The 18,648-nt window shown below is 69.0% G+C and carries 13 protein-coding genes; 2 read left to right on the top strand and 11 right to left on the bottom strand.

The genetic code is table 11. The features are described from left to right. The 8 genes from AZE13_RS11200 to ngcE form a co-directional block, all read right to left on the bottom strand. Positions 1-545, bottom strand: a 545-nt coding sequence (locus AZE13_RS11200) for a 1-deoxy-D-xylulose-5-phosphate synthase N-terminal domain-containing protein (protein WP_309302183.1), incomplete at its 3' end; no start/stop codon positions are given. Between the two features lie 201 nt (positions 546-746). After that, positions 747-2,087, bottom strand: coding sequence for a sugar ABC transporter permease (locus AZE13_RS11195; RefSeq protein ID WP_066929710.1), 1,341 nt, complete (start codon positions 2,085-2,087; stop codon positions 747-749). After that, positions 2,084-2,884 (bottom strand): ATP-binding cassette domain-containing protein, encoded by an 801-nt coding sequence (locus tag AZE13_RS11190; protein ID WP_066929708.1) that lies wholly within the window; start codon positions 2,882-2,884, stop codon positions 2,084-2,086. The genes AZE13_RS11195 and AZE13_RS11190 overlap by 4 nt, the downstream gene beginning before the upstream one ends. A 141-nt stretch (positions 2,885-3,025) precedes the next feature. Further along, complete coding sequence (locus AZE13_RS11185; protein ID WP_066929707.1) at positions 3,026-4,120, bottom strand: substrate-binding domain-containing protein; 1,095 nt, start codon at positions 4,118-4,120, stop codon at positions 3,026-3,028. A 140-nt stretch (positions 4,121-4,260) separates the two neighbouring features. Continuing rightward, positions 4,261-5,460 (bottom strand): ROK family transcriptional regulator, encoded by a 1,200-nt coding sequence (locus AZE13_RS11180; RefSeq protein WP_066929705.1) that lies wholly within the window; start codon positions 5,458-5,460, stop codon positions 4,261-4,263. A 278-nt stretch (positions 5,461-5,738) separates the two neighbouring features. After that, positions 5,739-6,668, bottom strand: a complete 930-nt coding sequence (locus AZE13_RS11175; protein ID WP_066929702.1) for a carbohydrate ABC transporter permease — start codon at positions 6,666-6,668, stop codon at positions 5,739-5,741. Positions 6,669-6,679: 11 nt separating this feature from the next. Then, positions 6,680-7,603 carry a carbohydrate ABC transporter permease gene (locus AZE13_RS11170; RefSeq protein ID WP_066929701.1) on the bottom strand — a complete coding sequence of 308 codons (924 nt, stop codon included), beginning with the start codon at positions 7,601-7,603 and terminating at the stop codon, positions 6,680-6,682. Between the two features lie 37 nt (positions 7,604-7,640). After that, positions 7,641-9,074, bottom strand: a complete 1,434-nt coding sequence (gene ngcE / locus AZE13_RS11165) for an N-acetylglucosamine/diacetylchitobiose ABC transporter substrate-binding protein (protein ID WP_066929698.1) — start codon at positions 9,072-9,074, stop codon at positions 7,641-7,643. A 434-nt stretch (positions 9,075-9,508) separates the two neighbouring features. Here ngcE and AZE13_RS11160 point away from each other — a divergent pair, with 434 nt between their 5' ends. Further along, on the top strand, positions 9,509-12,928 hold the full coding sequence (locus AZE13_RS11160) for a GH92 family glycosyl hydrolase (RefSeq protein ID WP_066929696.1): 3,420 nt from the start codon (positions 9,509-9,511) through the stop codon (positions 12,926-12,928). Between the two features lie 148 nt (positions 12,929-13,076). Here AZE13_RS11160 and acnA read toward each other — a convergent pair whose 3' ends face one another. The 3 genes from acnA to AZE13_RS11145 all read right to left on the bottom strand — a co-directional run bounded on the left by acnA (position 13,077) and on the right by AZE13_RS11145 (position 17,619). Further along, positions 13,077-15,821 (bottom strand): aconitate hydratase AcnA, encoded by a 2,745-nt coding sequence (gene acnA, locus AZE13_RS11155; protein WP_066929693.1) that lies wholly within the window; start codon positions 15,819-15,821, stop codon positions 13,077-13,079. 151 nt (positions 15,822-15,972) lie between these two features. Then, positions 15,973-16,818 carry an alpha/beta fold hydrolase gene (locus AZE13_RS11150; protein ID WP_066929691.1) on the bottom strand — a complete coding sequence of 282 codons (846 nt, stop codon included), beginning with the start codon at positions 16,816-16,818 and terminating at the stop codon, positions 15,973-15,975. 174 nt (positions 16,819-16,992) lie between these two features. Continuing rightward, positions 16,993-17,619, bottom strand: coding sequence for a LysE/ArgO family amino acid transporter (locus tag AZE13_RS11145; protein WP_066929690.1), 627 nt, complete (start codon positions 17,617-17,619; stop codon positions 16,993-16,995). Between the two features lie 70 nt (positions 17,620-17,689). Here AZE13_RS11145 and AZE13_RS11140 point away from each other — a divergent pair, with 70 nt between their 5' ends. Next, positions 17,690-18,595 (top strand): LysR family transcriptional regulator ArgP, encoded by a 906-nt coding sequence (locus AZE13_RS11140; RefSeq protein WP_066929688.1) that lies wholly within the window; start codon positions 17,690-17,692, stop codon positions 18,593-18,595. The last annotated feature ends 53 nt before the right edge of the window (positions 18,596-18,648 follow it).

The following is an 18,648-nucleotide window of genomic DNA, read 5'->3' as shown; positions in this document are numbered from 1 at the left end:
TCCTTGGCGGCCGCGATGTTGTTCAGGGCTTCCCAGGCCATGCCGCCGGTGAGGGCTCCGTCGCCGATGACGGCGACGACGTGGTCGTTCCGCTTGCGCAGCTCGTTGGCCTTGGCGAGGCCGTCGGCCCAGCCGAGGACGGTGGAGGCGTGGGAGTTCTCGATGACGTCGTGCTCGGACTCGGTCTGCGAGGGGTAGCCGGACAGACCACCCTTCATCTTCAGCTTCGAGAAGTCCTGGCGGCCGGTGAGCAGCTTGTGGACGTAGGACTGGTGTCCGGTGTCCCACAGGACCTTGTCCTTCGGGGAGTGGAAGACGCGGTGCAGGGCGATGGTCAGCTCGACCACACCGAGGTTCGGGCCGAGGTGGCCGCCGGTCTTGGCGACCGCGTCGACGAGGAAGCCACGGATCTCCCCCGCCAGCTGCTCGAGCTGCTCCGGGCCCAGTCGGTCCAGATCGCGTGGTCCCCTGATACGGGAGAGCAACGCCCACCCGTCGCCCGCCACCGCCCCGGCTCGACGCGCTTCGCGCGGCACCTTCTGCACTCCTGCCTCCTTGCTGTGGTTCGAGCTTGCTGTGGTCGAGCTTGCCGATCAGATGAGTCTAATGTTGCGGTCGCCGCGTCGACGCCGGGGCCTCGCGATGTATGTCACTCGGGTGACGGTCCCTCCCTGCCCACGGACCGGCCCCCACCGGATCATGCCCGGTGGGGGCCGGTGTCCGCCGAATGGACGACGATCCGCGCGTCAGGTGCGCCCGGCTGTCCGCTGGGTCCGCCGTGAGACGGAGTCGATCACGACCGCGGCGAGCAGCACCGCTCCCGTGATCATGTACTGGATCTCACTCGCCATCCCGAGCAGGTTCAGGCCCTGCTGGATCGACTGGATGACCAGCATGCCGAGCAGCGCGGACCAGATCTTGCCGCGGCCGCCGAAGAGGCTGGTGCCGCCGATGACGGCCGCCGCGATCACGTTCATCAGGGTGTTGCCCGCGCCCAGGTTCTTGGTGGCACCGCCGGAGAGGCTGGCGATGAACAGTCCGCCGAAGGCGGCGAGCATCCCGGAGACCGCGAAGACGCTGACCCGGATCGTGTTGACGTTGATACCGGCCCGGCGGGCCGCCTCGGCATTGCCGCCGACCGCGAAGATCTGCCGGCCGTAGGTGGTACGGCGCACCACGAAGTCGGCGATGACCAGCACGGCGAGGAAGAGGACCAGGGCCAGCGGCAGGCCGCGGGCGCCGGCCGGCTCGTTGAGGACGTAGGCGACGGCGAAGGCGAGCACCGCGACGACACCGGAGCGCAGCAGGACCTCGCCGAGCGGCCGGGACGGCAGCGCGGCGGCCTTGCGGCGCCTGCCCTCCAGCAGCAGCGACCCGGCGTACGCGAGGACCGCGATCAGCGCGAGCCCGTACGCGGCGGCCTTGTCCTCGAAGTAGTAGCCGGTGAGGTGCTCCACGACACTGCCGCTCGGCGTGTTGATGGAGCCCTCCTTGCCCATGATCCAGATCTGCAGCCCGCTCCAGCCGAGGAAACCGGCCAGAGTGACGACGAAGGCCGGCACTCCGATCTTGGCGAAAAAGAACCCATGCAGGGCGCCGATGACCGCACCGGCCCCGATGGCGATCAGAACGGCGAGCCAGTCACCGACCCCGTGAGTGACGCTGAGCACGGCCCAGACGGCCGCGCCGACACCCGCGACGGAGCCGACCGAGAGGTCGATCTCCCCGAGCAGCAACACGAAGACGATGCCGACGGCCATGATGCCGAGGCCGGAGGTGTAGACACCGATGTTCGCGAGGCTGTCCGCGGACAGGAAGCTGCTGTTCTTGATCTGGAAGACGGTCGCGATGACGATCAGGCCGATGACGACCGGCAGCGAGCCCAGCTCACCGCCGCGCACCCGGCGCCTGAAGTCGGTGAGGTAGCCGGCGAGGCCCTGTTCACGGACGAGGAGACGAGGGTCCACGGCCGCCGGCTGGGGCACGTCGGCCGCCTCCGTCTTCTCCTCCCTTTTCTCCTTGGTCTTCTCCGCCGGCTCCTTCGTGGCATGGTTCTTCGCCGCCGGCTCCTTCGTCACGTCTTTCATGCGCCGGCCTCCTTCTTCACCTGGCCGGTACGCGCCCGGCGGCGGGTCACGGCGTTGTCCGAGGCGCCGGTGATGGCGGCGACGATCTCTTCGTGGGAGGTGTCCTCGACGGCGAAGACACCGTTGTTACGGCCCAGCCGCAGCACCGCGACCCGGTCCGCGACGGCCTGCACATCGGCCATGTTGTGGCTGATGAGAAGGGTGCCCAGACCGCGTTCCCGCAGCCGCTCGACGAGGTCGAGGACCTGCGCGGTCTGCTCGACGCCGAGGGCGGCGGTGGGCTCGTCGAGGATGACGACCTTCGGGTCGCCGATCAGCGCGCGGGCGATCGCGACGACCTGCCGCTGACCGCCGGAGAGCGCGGCGACGGGGATACGGACGCTGGGGATGCGGATGGACAGGGTGTCCAGCAGCTCCTTGGCGCGCTTCTCCATCGCGATCTCGTCGAGGACGCCGGCGGTGCGGGTCTCACTGCCGAGGAAGAGGTTGGCGACGACGTCGAGGTTGTCGCAGAGCGCCAGGTCCTGGTAGACGGTGGCGACGCCGAGTTCCTGCGCGTCGTGCGGCTTGCCGATGCGTACCGGCTCGCCCTCCCACTCGATGGTGCCCTCGTCGACCGGGTGGACGCCCGAGACGGTCTTGACCAGGGTGGACTTGCCGGCACCGTTGTCGCCGACGAGGGCGACCACCTCACCGGGGTGGATCTCCAGGGTGACGTCCGTGAGTGCTTGGACGGCGCCGAACCGCTTGGAGATTCCGCGCAACGCCAGCACAGGCGTAGCAGACACGTGAATCATCTCCTTCGCCGCCGTCACTCACGGCGGGGATGGTGGTGCGAGAGCTGGGGCTCTGGGGGGGCGAGCGGGGGCTCTGGGAGCGATGGGGCCCGTCCGCGGTGGCGGGCCTGCCCGATGGACGGCCCTACTTGCTGCCGGCCGTCACTTGATTCCGGCGGTCTCGCAGGCCTTCTTGGCGTCGCCGGTGCAGATCTTGCTCGCCGGGTAGACCTTGTCCTTGATGATCGTGGACGCGATGTTGTCCTTGGTCACGATCTGCGCGTCGTACAGCTTCGCCGGGATGCCCTTGACCTCGCCGCTGAGGCTGTCGACCTTGGTGGGCGTCAGGGAGTCGGTCTTCTCGCCCTTGAGCAGCCTGACCGCGATCTCGGCGGTGGTCTCCGCCTCCGGCTTGATCTGCTTGTAGATCGTGAACGCCTGCTCGCCCTTGACGATCCGCTGCAGGCCGGCGAGCTCGGAGTCCTGGCCGCCGACCGGGACCTGCACCCCCTGCTGCTTGAGGGCGGTGACAATGCCGCCGGCCATACCGTCGTTGGCGGAGTAGACGCCCTGGAAGCCGTCGTTGCCGAGGGAGTCGATGGCCGCGGCCATCTTCTTGTTGGCCTCGTCGGGCGACCAGTCGGGGATGTCCTGCTCGTAGGCGATCTTCTTGACCTGCTTGTCGAGGACGCTGTGGGCGCCCTTCTTGAAGAACGGCGCGTTGGGGTCGGTCGGAGACCCGTTGATCATGACGACACTACTGTCCTTGGCCCGGTCGCCGAGCGCCTTGACCAGCGCCTCGCCCTGGAGTCGGCCGATCTTCTCGTTGTTGTAGGAGACATAGGCCGAAATGTCGCCCTCGGCCAGTCGGTCGTACGCCACGACCTTGACGCCCTTCCTGGCGGCCTGGTTCACCCAGGACTTGGTGGCCTTGTAGTCGACCGGGTCCAGGATGATCACCTTCACACCCTGGGTGATCAGCGCGTCGAACTGCTTCTTCTGAGTCTGGGTCTCCTGCGCCGCGTTGTTGTACTTGACCGTGCAGTCGTCGCACAGCGCCTTGATCTTCGCCTCGATCAGCGGACGGTCGAAGGTCTCGTAACGCGTGGTCTTGTTCTCCGGCAGGAGCAGGCCGATCGTCCTGCCGTCGCCACCATCGCCCTTGGCGCCGTCACCGGCCTTGCCGCAGGCCGCCACGGAGAGCGCCATCGAGACGGCGGCGGTGCCTATGACGACGCGGCGCGTCCAAACGTTCATGGGGGTTACCTCCCTGACGAGGCCGCGTCGTTGCGGCCGAGGTGGCTGGAAGTCAACTCGGCCGCCTGCCGACCGTCAAGGAGTAAATTCTTAACGAGATGACAACGGTGCCATGCGTTTGGCGTGTGAACTCAGCGCCGTTATGCAAGGGCGGGTACGTCCGCCCCCTGGACGCCGCCGAGCAGCGTCGCGTCGCCCATCTCGCTCAGTACCAGCGCCAGTGCGCCCAGGACCTCGGCCCGGCCGCCGAGCGTGCCGGTGACGATGCCCAACTGCCGTGCCGCACTGGGGATCGCGTACCGGGACACCGATTCCCGGATCGGCGCGAGTACCAGCTCACCGGCCTCGGCGAGGTCCCCGCCGAGCACCACTCGACTGGGATTGAGGAGATTACACAGGTTCGCCACACCGCTCCCGATATGACGGCCCACGTCCGCGATGACCCGCCGACATCCGGGGTCTCCGTCGCGGGCCAGCTTCACCACCCCCGCCATGGTCAGGTCCTCGCCGTGGCTCGGCCGCAGCAGCGGCAGGACGTAGCGGGCCGCGGTGAAGGTCTCCAGGCAGCCGCGGTTGCCGCAGCGGCACACCGGGCCGGACTCGTCCAGCGTGATGTGCCCGATCTCACCCGCGGTGCCCCCCGGCCCGCGGTAGATCTGCCCGCTGATCACCAGGCCGGCGCCGACACCGCTGGCGACCTTGATGTACGCCAGGTCGGCCGCCCCCCGGCCGCCGCCCCACACCAGCTCGCCCAGCGCGCCGAGGTTGGCGTCGTTGTCGACGTGGACGGGCACACCGAGGCGCTCGGACAGCTCCTTTCCGGGGTTCGTCCCCGCCCAGCCCGGCAGGATCGCGGTCGAGCCCAGCGTCCCGGACTCCACATCGATCGGGCCCGGTACGCCCAGGCCGACCCCGATGACCTTGCCCAGGCCGATGCCGGTCGCCTTGATCAGCCGGTTGACCAGCTCTTCCGCCCGGTCGAAGCCCTCGGCGGCGGAGGCGTCCACATCGATCGGCTCGGTCTCCTCGGCCAGCACCTGGTGGGCGAGGTTGCCGACCGCCACCCGCAGGTGGGAGTGCCCGAAGTCGACCCCCACGACGATGCCGGCGTCACCGGAGAGCGAGACGCTGCGCGCCCGCCGGCCGCCCGCGGATGTGGGGGTCACCTCGACGGTCCCGCCGTCCTTCAGCTCCCGGACGATGTTGGAGACGGTGGCTGCGGACAGCCCTGTGCTCCTGGCGATCTCCGCCTGTGTGAGTGAGCCCGCCATACGCACCGCGCGTACGACCCGCTCGAGATTGGCCCGGTGCAGCGAGGACTGCGACCCCGGAGTCTCCATCGACTCATCCACTCCTGTCTGGGCGTGAGTACCTCCGGGGAGTCCCCCCGAGCGTGGGCCGGGGGAGACAGCTGGAGGAGGTACGGCGACCGCCCGCCGGCCGCACCCACACCGTCGGGGGGCGGCCCTCGATTCAACATGTGAACTCTAAGCAGAACTCCGGCCGGGAAGTCTCGTCAAGGCGTTGAGCCCCTCATGGTCGAGCCCGCCGGGACGGGCAGCGCGCGCGGACGGCTCCACCACGGGGGAGCCGCCCCGGGAGCTGCGCCGGTGTGCCCCTACTTGACCGCTCCCGCCGTCAGACCTGCCTGCACCTGCCGCTGGAAGACGACGTACACGGTCAGCACCGGCAGCATCGCGATCATCATGCCGGCCATCAGCCCGCCCCAGTCGCCCTCGTAGCCCTGCTGCAGCGCGATAGTGGCCAGGCCCTGGGTGAGCACGTACTTGTCCTCGTCCTGGTTGAGGACCATCGGCAGCAGGTACTGGTTCCACTGCCCGAGGAAGTTGAAGATCCCGATGCTGATCAGGCCGGGCTTGGCCATCGGCAGCATCACCTGGAAGAACGTCCTGACGTGCGAGGCGCCGTCGATCATCGCCGCCTCCGCCACGGAGGTGGGCAGGGTGCGGAAGAACGCCGTCATGAAGAAGACGGTGAACGGCAGCGAATAGGCGATATAGACGGCGATCAGGCCCTGGTACGTCGCCAGCAGCGGAATCCCGGGGAAGTCCCGCATCACGAAGAACAGCGGGATGACCAGCATGAACACCGGGAAGGACATGCCGGCGACGAACAGGTAGTAGATGAGGCGGTTCCCGGGGAACGTGAAGCGTGCCAGAACGTAGCCGGCCATGGAGCCGAGCACCATCGTCCCGGTGACCGAACCACCCACCACGATCAGGGTGTTGAGGAACATCTTGCCGATGTTGGCCTTTTCCCAGGCGTTGCCCCAGTTCTCGAAGTGCAGTGTGTCGGGCAGCGACCAGGGTGTGGTGAGAATGTCACCGCTGTTCTTGAACGAGCTCCACAGCACCCACAGCAGCGGCATGCCCACCATCAGCGCCCACGCGATGAGAATGCCGTGGGAGAAGACGTTGAGTACGCCGCCCTCGGTGCCCCCGCTCGACGTCCCGGCGGGCTTTCGGTCCCCGGGCCGCCGCCGGCCGTCCGCCGACTGCTTCCGCACCGCATTGGTCTCCGTCGTCATGCGCCCTGCCCCTAGAACTCGATCCGCTCACGCCGCGCGAAGCGCATGGTGAGGACGGCGAACAACAGCGTGACGACGAGCATGGCGACACCCATCGCCGCGGCGTAGCCGAACTGGCTGTCACGGAAAGCGGTTTGGTACAGCCGGAGCGGTACGACATCCGTCGCGCCGTCCGGGCCGCCCATGTTGACCGACATGATCTGCACCAGCGCGAAGGCGTCCATCGCGATGATGCCCATGTACACCCAGCCCGTCTGGACGGTGTCCCAGAGCAGGGGAAGGGTGATCCGGAAGAAGGTGTGGAAACGGTTGGCCCCGTCCAGCAGGGAGGCCTCGTAGATCTCCCGTGGAATGGAGGCCATGGCGGCGGAGAAGAGCACGACATAGAAGCCGACATTCGCCCAGACCATGACCACCATGATGCAGGCGAGCGCGATACCGCGTTCACCGAGCCAGGAGCTCTGCAGCGCATCCAGACCGACCGCGCCGAGCAGTGAGTTGAGCATGCCGTCGTGCGGATCCGGATTGTAGATGTTGAACCAGATCACCGAGATGATGGTGATCGAGATGACCTGCGGAAAGAAGTAGACGAATTTGTAGAACGACGTTCCCCGGACGCCGGTGATCACGGCGCCACGACGGGACCGGCCGCCGACATTGAGCATGAAGGCGAAGAACAGTCCCAGCGTCAGCGTGGCGATCGGCACCAGCACCAGCATGGTGACGTTGTGCTGGAGCGCGTTCCAGAACTCGCCGCTGTGCAGCAGCTTGCCGTAGTTGTCCAGACCGATGCTCCGGGCGCCGCCGCGCAGGCCGCTCCACTGCGTGGTCGAAATCTGGAATGCCTGGACGAACGGCGAGATCACGAAGATCGCGTAGATCAGCAGCGGCAGGGCCAGGAACCCCACGATGAATCGGTACTTGCCGTGTCGCATGACGCTCCCGGCCCTCCCTCGTCAGCAGTGGTACCGGTCAGCCCTCGCGACGGAACTTGGTGACGGAATCGTCCTTGGCGAATTCGTCCGCGTACTGCTGGGTCTTCGCGATCCACTCCGCGGCCTTCAGGTCACCGGTCAGCAGCCGGCTGGTGAGCCCGCCCATTTTCTCGTCCGTGAGCTTCGGGTACCACTCCTGCAGCTGGATCATCAGCAGGTTCCGGCCACCGTCCTTGACGGCCTGGGCGGCCGAAGCGAGGCCGGGCGAGAGCCGCATACCCTCGGTGGCGCCCTGGACCGAGGTGAGCGACCTGACCTTGGTCGCGAAATTCTGTGCGTGCTTCTTCGACAGCAGAATGCGCAGCAGCTCCATTCCGCCGGTCGGATTCTCCCCGCCCTTGGCCACGATGAACGGCTCGCCGGGCTCGGCGCGTACGGTCCCGTGCGGCATCTTGTCGTCGGCGCCGCCGTTGAAGAGCGGCCCGACGGCCATGCCGAAGTCCCGGGGCGTGGTCGGCGCGGCCTCGTTCTCCACCCAGGAGCCATTGGGAATGAAGACGGCCTTGCCGCGGGTCCAGGCGGTCTGGGCCTGGATGTGCGTCAGGCCCTGGCTGCCCTCGAGGAAGTAGCCCTTGGCGGCGAGTTCCTCGTAGTGCTCGACGACCTGTCTGACGGCGTCGTTCGAGGTCCAGGCCCTGGGCTCCAAATTGTCGATGGCGATCCACTTGTCGAGTCCGCCGATCTTGGCGATCTGCGCGAAGATGTTGAAGTGGACGTAGTACGGGTGCTTGCCCGGGTACGTCCAGGGCGCCAGGCCCGCCTTCTTGATCTCGCCGCAGAGCCTGATCATGTCGTCGAAGGAGGCCGGGTAATCCCAGCCCTTGTCCTTCAGCAGCTTGCGGGAGTACCACGTGCCATAGACGACGAACGCGTAATAGAGAACGTCGAACGCGTCTTTGTGCCTGCCCTTTTCCAGGGTGCTGGGGTAGAGCGTGTCCCTTACCTTCTTCTTCGGGTCGTCCGGTGAGGGGGCGTCGAGCAGTGCGGTGAGGTCCTGCAACTGGCCCTGTGCGGAGAGCTTGTTCATGTCGAGGTGATCGGCGCCGGAGTTGTCGATGAGGTCCGGGGGATTGCCGCCGGCGAATCGCGGCTGGAGTTTGGGGCCGACCTGCTGGGTTCCGGTGTGCTTGACCGTGATGCCGTAGGTCTTGTTGTAGTCCGCCTCGGCGTCCCTGGCGTACTGGTCGCCCAGCCCGCCCTTGAAGATGAAGGCCTCCAGCGGTACGCCGTTCTTCACGCCGAGCGGGTTCTTCGCCGAGGTCGCGCCCTTGTTCTTGGTGCCGTTGTCCTCGTTTCCGCCACCTCCCGTGGCGCACGCCGAGAGGGCCCCCATCGCCGGTACGGCGGTGATCCCCAGGGCGGCGGCTCGCTTGACCAGATCGCGACGGTTGAATTCCGAGGTGGATCCCATGCTCAAGTCCTCGCCTTCTTCAGGACTCAGGCGGTGTACCGGAGCCCCCCGGCACCGCGGGTCAGATGAAGCTGAGTTCGTACGGGATGTGCACGGGGCGCGCTGGAGAATTACCGGGAAACGATCCGTTCCCCGTCTTCCCCCCGTTCCCCACGGCCTGGTCGTACGGCCGGGTCGGACGCCGACAGGTATAGTCCACTTCCAGCCGAAGGGGCAAGATCGAATGCAGGGTTGGGCGGGAGTCTTTCCCTAGTTGAGACCTCTCCGGTATGCGTGATCCCACCGCCGTCACCCCGCCGGATCACCCCGGTACCCGGCCGGCCCATCGTTCGCGGCGACACCCTTGACACCACCAGGCCCACGCACCTTACTTATCCCTGTTTATCGTCACGTCATCAACCGACAACGATGTCAACCTGGTTGAGAGGGACCGCGTGCGGCTCAGACACCGGCACAGTCCGCTGCGGGGCGCCACCCGCCCCACCGCCCTCGTGGCGGCCGCCCTGCTCGTCATCACCGCCCACGGAACGGCCCGGGCCACGCCACCTCAAACACCCCCGGAGTCCGCGGAGTTCAGCTCGTCCTTCGAACCCGGCGACCCGCTTCCGGACTGGACCGACACCGTCGACACCGCCCCCGACGGAACGCCCCGGGCCTCCGGCGTCACCCCGGAGACCGCCCCCGCGGCCCCCGGCATGAGCACCAGGACCGGCACCGGCCCCGCCCACTCCCCCACCGCCAAGCCGCACGCCGGCTTCACCGGCCGGCACGCCCTGCGCTACGCCGGTACCCACACCGCCGCCGGCCGCGGCTACGCGTACAACAAGATCTTCGACGTCCACACCCCCGTCACCCCGTCGACCACGCTCTCGTACAAGCTCTTCCCCGAGATGGCCACCACCGATCTCGCCTACCCCGCGACCCATGCCGCCGTCGACCTCGCCTTCACCGACGGCACGTACCTCAGCGAACTGCCGGCCGTCGACCAGCACGGCGCGCCGCTGACCCCGCAGGGCCAGGCCGCCGCCAGGACGCTCTACGTCAACCAGTGGAACAGCCGGGAGTCGCGGATCGGCGCGGTCGCCGCCGGCAAGACCGTCGACCGGATCCTGGTCGCCTACGACGCCCCCGCGGGCCCGCGCACCGCCCCGGCCTTCCGCGGCTGGATCGACGACGTCACCCTCGCCCCCAGGCCGCCGGAGAAACCGCTCGCGCACCTCTCCGACTACGCCGTCACCACCCGCGGCACCCTCTCCAGCGGCGGCTTCTCGCGCGGCAACACCTTCCCCGCCACCGCCGTCCCGCACGGTTTCAACTTCTGGACGCCGGTGACCGACGCCGGCTCCACCGACTGGCTCTACGACTACGCGCGGAAGAACAACGCCGACAACCTCCCCACCCTCCAGGCCTTCGGCGCCGGCCATGAACCCAGCCCCTGGATGGGCGACCGGCAGACCTTCCAGGTCATGCCGTCCGTCGCGGCCGGCACCCCGGATGCCTCCCGCACCGGCCGTGCCCTCCCCTTCCACCACGCCAACGAGACCGCCCGGCCGCACTACTACGGCGTGACCTTCGACAACGGCCTCAAGGCGGAGATCACCCCGACCGACCACGCCGCGCTGATGCGCTTCACCTTCCCCGCCGACCGCGCGAGCCTGATCTTCGACAACGTCAACAACAAGGGCGGCCTCAGCCTGGACACCGGCCGCGGTGTCGTCACCGGCTTCTCGGACGTCCGCAGCGGGCTGTCCGTCGGCGCCACCCGGCTCTTCGTCTACGCGGAATTCGACGCACCGGTCACCGGCGGGGGCAAGCCGGCCGGCGGGGGAGGCAGGGACGACGTCACCGGCTACCTCCGCTTCCGGCCCGGCGCCGACCGCACCGTGACCATGCGGATCGCCACCTCCCTGATCAGCGTGGCCCAGGCGAAGGCGAACCTCTCCCGGGAGATCCCGGCCGGCGCGTCCTTCACCGACGTCATGCACCGGGCGCGGGCGCAGTGGGACGGCCTGCTGGGCCGGGTCGAGGTCGAAGGCGCCGGCCGCGACCAGCTCACCACCCTCTACTCCAGCCTCTACCGGCTCTACCTCTACCCCAACTCCGGCTTCGAGCAGGTGGGTTCGCGCAGCCGCTACGCCTCCCCCTTCTCGCCGCGGACCGGCCCCGACACCCCGACCCGCACCGGCTCCAAGATCGTTGACGGTGAGGTCTACGTCAACAACGGCTTCTGGGACACCTACCGCACCACCTGGCCCGCCTATGCGCTGCTCACCCCGAAGCAGGCCGGGCGGATGGTCGACGGCTTCGTCCAGCAGTACAAGGACGGCGGCTGGATCTCCCGCTGGTCCTCGCCCGGCTACGCCGACCTGATGACCGGCACCTCGTCCGACGTGGCCTTCGCCGACGCCTACGTCAAGGGCGTGGACTTCGACGCGAAGGCGGCGTACGAGGCGGCGCTGAAGAACGCCACCGTGGTACCAGCGAGTCCGGGCGTCGGCCGCAAGGGCATGGCCGACTCGCCGTTCCTCGGCTACACCAGCACCGCCACCGGCGAGGGCCTGTCCTGGGCGCTGGAGGGGTACCTCAACGACTACGGCATCGCGAGGATGGGCCGGGCCCTGTACGAAAGAACGGGCATCGCCCGCTACAAGGAGGAGTCGGAGTACTTCCGCGACCGTGCCCTCGGCTATGTGCACCTCTTCGACCACAAGGCGGGCTTCTTCCAGGGCAAGGACGGGCAGGGCAACTGGCGCGTCCCGTCGGAACGCTTCGACCCTCGGGTGTGGGGCCACGACTACACCGAGACCAACGGCTGGGGGTACGCCTTCACCGCCCCGCAGGACTCGCGGGGCCTGGCGAACCTCTACGGCGGCCGGGCCGGGCTCGCCGCCAAACTGGACGCGTTCTTCGCCACCCCGGAGACGGCCTCGCCGGAGTTCGCCGGCTCGTACGGCGAGGTCATCCACGAGATGACGGAGGCCCGCGACGTACGGATGGGCATGTACGGGCACTCCAACCAGGTCGCCCACCACATCCCGTACATGTACGACGCGGCCGGCCGGCCCTGGAAGACGCAGGAGAAAGTCCGCGAGGTGCTCTCCCGCCTCTACACCGGCAGCGAGATCGGCCAGGGCTACCACGGCGACGAGGACAACGGCGAGCAGTCCGCCTGGTACCTCTTCTCCTCGCTCGGCTTCTATCCGCTGGTGATGGGCAGCGGCGAGTACGCCATCGGCTCGCCCCAGTTCACCAGGATGACCGTGCACCTGGAGAACGGCCGCGACCTGGTGGTGAAGGCCCCGCGGAACAGCGCGCGGAACGTGTACGTCCAGAGCCTCCGGGTCAACGGCAAGGCGTGGCACTCCACACGGCTCCCGCACCGGCTGATCGCCCGCGGCGGCACCCTGGAGTTCACCATGGGTCCGCGGCCCTCCGCCTGGGGCACGGGCGAGAACGCCGCCCCGACGTCCCTCACCCGGGGCGACGCCGTCCCCACCCCGCCCCGCGACGCCACCGTGCCCGGCAGCACCCCCCTCACCGACAACACCTCGGCCACCGCCCAGACCCTCACCACGGTCCCTCTCCCCACCCGCCCCCACACCCGCGTCACGTCCTACACCCTCACCTCGGCAGCCGACGCCAAGGCCCCGCGGACCTGGACCCTGGAGGGCTCGAACGACGGCAGAACCTGGCACGTCCTGGACCACCGCACCGCCGAGTCCTTCCCCTGGCCCCGCCAGACCCGCCCCTTCACCCTCCCCGCCCCCGCCACCTACCACCACTACCGCCTCCGCACCCCCGCTCCCGCCGCCCTCTCCGAAGTCGAGCTGCTGGCCAGGGCGCGCCGGTCCTAGACGGCAACGCGCCGCTCATGGACAGCAAGAAGGGCCGCACTCCCCGCGCGGGGGGGGTGCGGCCCTTCTCCTCGGCTCAGGAGAGCCACCGCGAGTCGGACTCGCGAGAGTCACCGCGGGCGCCCGGTCAAGGGGCGCCCGCCCGGGACTACTTGCGGATCAGGCTGCGCAGGACGTACTGCATGATGCCGCCGTTGCGGTAGTAGTCGGCCTCACCGGGGGTGTCGATGCGGACGACCGCGTCGAACTCACGGCGTACATTGTCGGCTTCGCCGGGGGCCGTGTCGGCGGTGACCTTCACCGTGCGCGGCGTGGTGCCGTCGTTGAGCTCGGTGACGCCGGTGATGGAGAAGGTCTCCTCGCCGGTCAGGCCAAGGGAGAGAGCCGAGGCGCCCTCCGGGAACTGCAGCGGCAGCACACCCATGCCGATCAGGTTCGAGCGGTGGATGCGCTCGTACGACTCCGCGATGACGGCCTTGACGCCGAGCAGCGCGGTGCCCTTGGCCGCCCAGTCGCGGGACGAGCCGGAGCCGTACTCCTTGCCGGCCAGGATGACCAGCGGGGTGCCGGCGGCCTGGTAGTTCTGCGAGGCGTCGTAGATGAAGGAGACCGGGCCGCCCTCCTGCGTGAAGTCACGCGTGAAGCCGCCCTCGGTGCCCGGCGCGATCTGGTTGCGCAGGCGGATGTTGGCGAAGGTGCCGCGGATCATGACCTCGTGGTTGCCGCGGCGGGAGCCGTAGGAGTTGAAGTCGCGACGCTCGACGCCGTGCTCGGTGAGGTACTTGCCGGCCGGGGTGTCGGCCTTGATCGCACCGGCCGGGGAGATGTGGTCGGTGGTGACCGAGTCGCCCAGCTTGGCGAGCACCCGGGCGCCCGCGATGTCCTTGACCGGCGTGGTCTCCATCGTCATGCCCTCGAAGTACGGGGGCTTACGGACGTAGGTGGACTCCGCGTCCCACTCGAAGGTGTTGCCGGTCGGGATCGGCAGCGCCTGCCACTGGGCGTCGCCCGCGAAGACGTCCTGGTAGGACTTGTTGAACATGTCCTCGCCGATGGCGTTGGCCACGACGTCGTTGACCTCGGCCTCGGTCGGCCAGATGTCCTTGAGGTGGACCGGGTTGCCCTCGGCGTCGTTGCCGATGGCGTCCTCGGTGATGTTCACCTTCATGGAGCCGGCGATGGCGTACGCGACGACCAGCGGCGGGGACGCCAGGTAGTTCATCTTGACGTCGGGGTTGATCCGGCCCTCGAAGTTGCGGTTGCCGGAGAGCACCGAGGTGACGGCCAGGTCGGCCTCGTTGACGGCCTTGGAGACCTCTTCGTCCAGCGGACCGGAGTTGCCGATGCAGGTGGTGCAGCCGTAGCCGACCAGGTTGAAGCCCAGCTTGTCGAGGTACGGGGTCAGCCCGGCCTTGTCGAAGTAGTCGGTGACGACCTTGGAGCCCGGAGCGAGCGTGGTCTTGACCCACGGCTTGCGGGTCAGGCCCTTCTCGACCGCCTTCTTGGCCACCAGCGCGGCGGCGACCATGACGTACGGGTTCGAGGTGTTGGTGCAGGAGGTGATCGCGGCGACGGTGACGGCGCCGTGGTCGATCTCGTAGACGGTGCCGTCGGCGGCGACCACCTGGGTGGGCTTGGTCGGCGCGCCGTTGTGGTCCACGGCCGGGGCGTCGGAGGCCGGGAAGGACTCCTTGCCCGCCTCCTCGTCCGCGTCGCCGACGTAGTTGCGGACGTCCTGCGCGAACTGCCGGGCGGCCTCGGCCAGGACGATGCGGTCCTGCGGGCGCTTCGGACCGGCGATCGACGGCACGACCGTCGACAGGTCGAGCTCCAGCTTCTCGGAGAAGTCCGGCTCGGCGGCCGGGTCCAGCCAGAGGCCCTGCTCCTTGGCGTACGCCTCGACGAGGGCGACCTGCTGCTCGCTGCGGCCGGTCAGCTTCAGGTAGTTGAGGGTCTCGTCGTCGATCGGGAAGATCGCGGCGGTGGAGCCGAACTCCGGCGACATGTTGCCGATGGTGGCGCGGTTGGCGAGCGACGTGGCGGCGACGCCCTCACCGTAGAACTCCACGAACTTGCCGACGACGCCGTGCTTGCGCAGCATCTCGGTGATCGTGAGGACGAGGTCCGTGGCCGTCGTGCCGGGCTTGAGCTCGCCGGTCAGCTTGAAGCCGACCACTCGCGGGATGAGCATGGAGACCGGCTGACCGAGCATCGCGGCCTCGGCCTCGATGCCGCCGACGCCCCAGCCCAGGACGCCGAGGCCGTTGACCATGGTGGTGTGCGAGTCGGTGCCGACGAGGGTGTCCGGGTACGCCTGGCCACCCCGGACCATGACGGTACGGGCCAGGTGCTCGATGTTGACCTGGTGGACGATGCCGGTGCCCGGCGGGACGACCTTGAACTCGTCGAACGCGGTCTGGCCCCAGCGCAGGAACTGGTAGCGCTCCTTGTTGCGGCCGTACTCCAGCTCGACGTTCTGCTTGAAGGCCTCGTTCGTGCCGAACTTGTCGGCGATGACGGAGTGGTCGATGACCAGCTCGGCCGGGGCCAGCGGGTTGATCTTCGCCGGGTCGCCGCCGAGCTCCTTGACGGCCTCACGCATGGTGGCGAGGTCCACGACGCACGGCACACCGGTGAAGTCCTGCATGATCACGCGGGCCGGCGTGAACTGGATCTCCTGGCTGGGCTGGGCCTGCGAGTCCCAGTTGCCCAGCGCCCGGATGTGGTCGGCGGTGATGTTCGCGCCGTCCTCGGTGCGGAGCAGGTTCTCCAGCAGCACCTTCAGGCTGTAGGGCAGGCGGGCGGAGCCCTCGACCTTGTCCAGCCGGAAGATCTCGTACGACTCGTCGCCCACCTGCAGCGTGCTGCGGGCGTCGAAGCTGTTCGCCGACACGACAGTCTCCTTCATGCATGAATTCGCGCGTACCACCGCATCCTGCCGTTGCAGACTCCGCCCCATCCGATAAGGTGAGCCTTAGTTAGGCATGCCTTACTGGCGCGGCAGCGGTACACCTCTCGGCAGATATCTCGATGTCGAGATAACACTAGTACATCGCCGCCCTGCGGTCATGCCCGGCGCCCGCAGAGTGCCGGGCGAGGAACTCCGTCAGGGCTCCGGCGAACACCTCGGGCTGCTCGAAGGGGAGCGCGTGGCCGCCGTCCAGCTCCACGTACTCGGCGGCCGCTATGGCGGCTGCGAGCCTGCGCTGGTGGTGCGGCGGTGCTATCAGGTCGTGCGAGCCGGCCACCACCAGTGTGGGCGCCGTGATGCGGGCAAGCTCTTCGGCGATGTCCACGCGAGTGTTCAGGTCGGACTGGCGGGCCATGCCCTCGGCGTCGAAGAGCTCGTTGAATCCGGCCACGCCCCGCTCGAAGTCGGCCGCCGTGCGCCCCTCCAGGACCTTCGGGCCCATCGCGGTGAGCTGGAGCATCCGGGAGAGCAGGTCCTTGTCGGTCCGTAGCAGCCGCTGCCACAGGTCGAACTGGAACACCTGCCAGGCGTCGCTCACCGCCCAGCCCGCGTGCAGGAAGAGGGAGTCGACCCGCTGCGGCTGCGCACCGGCGACGGCGGCGGCGACCGTCGCACCCAGGGAGTGCCCGGCCAGGTGGAAGGTGCCCAGCCCTGCCGCGTCGGCGGTGCCCAGCACCTGGTTCACCAAGTCCGCGACGCTCAGCGGGGCACCCGTATCGGTGGTGGCGCCGGAGCCCGAGAGGGTGGGCGCCACGATGGTGTACCGGTCCTTGAGCGCGTGGATCACCGGCCCCCAGTTGCCCTCCGGGGTCGCTCCGGTGCCATGCACCAGGACCAGCGCCGGGCCTGCGCCGGTGACCAGGCACTTCACGGCGCTGTCGCCGCCGGAGATCGGGACATGAACGGTCGTGTACGTCATGGCGCGTGGACCCTCCCCAGTTAATTGCACACGCTCTTCGCTGGCGCCATCAATAATTGCAGACGCTTGCTACGCGCGCAACGCATAGTTCTGCGCGGCGCCTTCGGCGCACTGCCCGCGCACCGGTCCCGCCGGGGCGTCCGTTCTCATCGACAAGCCGACGGCGCGACAGGGTCAGAGGGTGCGGACCAGCAGCATGGCGCCCATCACGAGCATGACGACCGCGACCAGCCCGTCCAGCACCCGCCAGGCGGCGGGGCGGGACAGGACACCGCCGAGCAGCCGGGCGCCGTAGCCGAGGCCGGCGAACCACACCAGGCTGGCCAGCATCGCGCCGAGGCCGAAGACCCACCGGAGCAAGCCGCGGTCGGCGGCCACCGAGCCGAGCAGGAGCACGGTGTCCAGGTAGACATGCGGGTTGAGCCAGGTCATGGCCAGGCAGGTGAGCACCGCGGTGCGGACGGACCCCGCCGCCGCGCCCTTCGTCGTCAGCCCCTGTCCGGTGGCGGGCCGCAGCACCCGCCGGGCCGCCAGAACGCCGTAGCAGATCAGGAACCCGCCGCCGGCCAGGCCGACCGCGGTCAGCGCGGCGGGCCACGCGGTGACCACGGCGCCGAGCCCGCCCACGCCCAGAGCGATGAGGAGCGCGTCGGACGCCGCGCAGATGCCGACCACCGCGAGGACGGCCTGCCCGCGCACCCCCTGGCGCAGGACGAACGCGTTCTGCGCGCCGATGGCGACGATGAGGGACAGGCCTGTACCGAATCCGGCGAGGACCGCCGGGAGGATGCCGCTGTTCATGCCACCCGACGCTAGGAACCCCCGAAGCATTAGTACAGCTAAAGTTTCTTAGCTAGCATTAGCTCTCGTGATGTCCGATCTGCCGTACGACCAGGTCCGCACGCTGCTCGCCGTCGTCGACGAGGGCACTTTCGACGCCGCCGCCGCGGCTCTGCACGTGACGCCTTCCGCGGTCAGCCAGCGGGTCAAGATGCTGGAGCAGCGCACCGGGCGGGTGCTGCTCATGCGGACGAAACCGGTCCGGCCGACGGAGTCCGGACAGGTGGTGCTGCGGTTCGCGCGCCAACTGGCCGCCCTGGAGCGGGACACGCGGCAGGAGCTGGGGATCGCGGCCGGCACAGGCCCGGCCCGGCTGCCCATCGCGGTGAACTCGGATTCCCTGGCCACCTGGTTCCTGCCGGCCCTGACGCGGGTTCCGCAGAGCCCGGCCGTCTGCTTCGAGCTGTACCGCGAGGACGAGGCGCACACCGCGGCGCTGCTGCGTGAGGGACAGGTGATGGCGGCGGTGACGTCGTCGGCGGAGCCGGTGGCGGGCTGCACGGTGCGCCCGCTGGGCCTGGCCCGGTATCTGCCGGTCGCGAGCCGCCCGTTCGTGGAGCGCCACCTGTCGGCCGGGCCGCTGGAGCGCTGTCTGCCCGACGCGCCTGTGATCGTTTTCGACCGGCGTGACGAACTGCAGGACCGGTTCGTCCGCTCCCTCGCGCCCGACCGGCCGGGCGCCGGCCGGATCCGCCACCACATGCCCACGTCGGAGGGGTTCTGCGATGCGGTGGCCGCCGGCCTCGGCTGGGGGCTGGTCACGGAGCCGCAGGCGGCACCGCTGCTGCGTTCGGGCGCTCTCACGGAACTGGCGCCGGGGCGGCAGGTGGACGTGCCGCTGTACTGGCAGCAGTGGAAGCTGGATGTGCCGGCGCTCGCAGTCGTGGCGAAGGCGATCGCCGCCGCGGCGGCCGAGTCCCTGTACGCCGCGGACTGACGCCGAGGAAGCGGGGCCGGCCCTGCCGGCCCGATGCGCCCGGCCGGAGCAGG

The sequence above is a fragment of the Streptomyces sp. NBRC 110611 genome, assembly GCF_001590865.1.
Classification (GTDB): domain Bacteria; phylum Actinomycetota; class Actinomycetes; order Streptomycetales; family Streptomycetaceae; genus Streptomyces.
The sequence above is the reverse complement of the archived record's forward strand: the minus strand, read 5'-3'. Positions and strand labels throughout refer to the sequence as shown.